The organism is Pseudomonas sp. IT-P218, assembly GCF_949767605.1.
GTDB lineage: Bacteria > Pseudomonadota > Gammaproteobacteria > Pseudomonadales > Pseudomonadaceae > Aquipseudomonas > Aquipseudomonas putida_AE.
The window spans coordinates 1-1,527 of the sequence record NZ_CATKQQ010000048.1; the positions used below are offsets into that span (position 1 = coordinate 1).

Genomic DNA, 1,527 nt, shown 5'->3' on the forward strand with positions numbered 1-1,527 from the left:
CGAAGAGCGTCCGGGGCAGAGCAGTCTGTATATCTATGAGCCGGGGAGTTATGCGCCATTGGCTCGGGTGGATCAGGCGGAAGGTGAGGAGCAGAAGCTTTACTACTTCCATACTGATCAGATTGGTACGCCGCTGGAGATGACGGACGCGGGCGGGAGCATTGTCTGGCAGGCGACGTACAAGGCTTGGGGGGCGGTTGAAAAGCTGGCGGTCGATGAAGTCGAGCAGAATCTGCGGTTTCAGGGGCAGTATTTTGACGATGAGACGGGGCTGCACTACAACACGTTTCGGTATTACGATCCGGAGGTGGGGCGGTTTGTTACGCAGGATCCGATTGGGTTGATTGGCGGGGAAAACCTGTATCAATACGCTCCTAATTCCATAGGTTGGAGCGATCCGTGGGGGTGGAGTTGCAATCGTCCCGGTGGCTACAAAGCTGGTGATGTTGATGCCCACGGTAACCTGTCTCCTGGTGTTAATAGGGCATCGGGCCACAAAAATATTTCGGAAGATAAACTAGTTCAGTCACACCATTTTATCCAAGATGAGTGGGCGAAAAGAAATGTCACAGGGTATAAGAGAAACGAGGCGCCTGCTATTCTTCTAAAAAGCTCTTCGGGAGAACCTCATGCGATTATCTCATCGCTTCAGCGAACTAGACGGCGAATTTCTGGGTTTGGTGGAACGATTAAGGAAGAGTTTGGTGTCGCCTACAAAGAATTAATTGACGCTGGCGTTGATCCTGGCGCTGCGAAAAAGGCTGCCAGTAGATCGTATAAATATTTTGACTCATTAGGGGCGTTTCAATGACTCTAAGTTATACAGAAGTAAATCCGCCTGCGTCGGCAGCGATGATTAATGAAGCGGTCCGCTTGTTGGGGGTCGATGAGGATGTATGGGTTGCCAGGTTTTGGGCTCTCTATAATGGAGCCTTGCTTGATGATCAAGTGCTGATTTATTCGACGGAGGAAATAGCTGAGCGCAATAAAACATATGATATAGACAAGGACTTTCCAGGGCAGCTTTTGGTGGGTGATGACTCTGGTGGCAGGCTTGTTCTGATCGATAGATCTGCCGAAGATAAATTTTATCTCATAGGCTCTGGTGATCCATTTTTAGACGATGCGGAAATATTTTTCTCAGTTGAAGAATTGGTAGCGTATGTCCTTGAAGATGGCAACGAATTGCCGGACTCCGTAAGTATTTTGGCAATAGGTAAAGCTAAAGCCACTTTGCAAGAAATTCTGGAAATCAAGAAAGGATTAGGGTTGAGCCATTCGGTGAAAGATCTGAAAGAGAAACTCGAAAAAGAAAATGAGGTAGTTCTGAAAGAGGTAAAAGCTGCCAAATACGAGAGTGTTTTAGCTAGATATCGACATCTGATTCGGTTCGATAACTAGTTGGGGCGCTGATCTAGGGTTTGTGCTGATGAACTTCTAGAAAATACTCCTTGGCATCAGCCCAACACCTCAATCACCTGTACTACGGCAGCGGCCACCTGCACCAACTCAACCTCGATGGACAAT

At 47.9% G+C, this 1,527-nt stretch carries 2 protein-coding genes; both read left to right on the forward strand.

Going from position 1 to position 1,527, the window contains the following annotated elements:
- Positions 1 to 811, forward strand: an 811-nt coding sequence (locus tag ACM6I6_RS22585; protein WP_414920736.1) for an RHS repeat-associated core domain-containing protein, incomplete at its 5' end; no start/stop codon positions are given.
- On the forward strand, positions 808 to 1,401 hold the full coding sequence (locus ACM6I6_RS22590) for an SMI1/KNR4 family protein (protein ID WP_274078127.1): 594 nt from the start codon (positions 808 to 810) through the stop codon (positions 1,399 to 1,401). The genes ACM6I6_RS22585 and ACM6I6_RS22590, both read left to right, overlap by 4 nt.
- Positions 1,402 to 1,527: the final 126 nt, after the last annotated feature.

Coding starts and splice junctions, on each gene's coding strand:
- ACM6I6_RS22590 (WP_274078127.1), top strand. CDS start 808: ATGACTCTAAGTTATACAGAAGTAAATCCGCCTGCGTCGGCAGCGATG.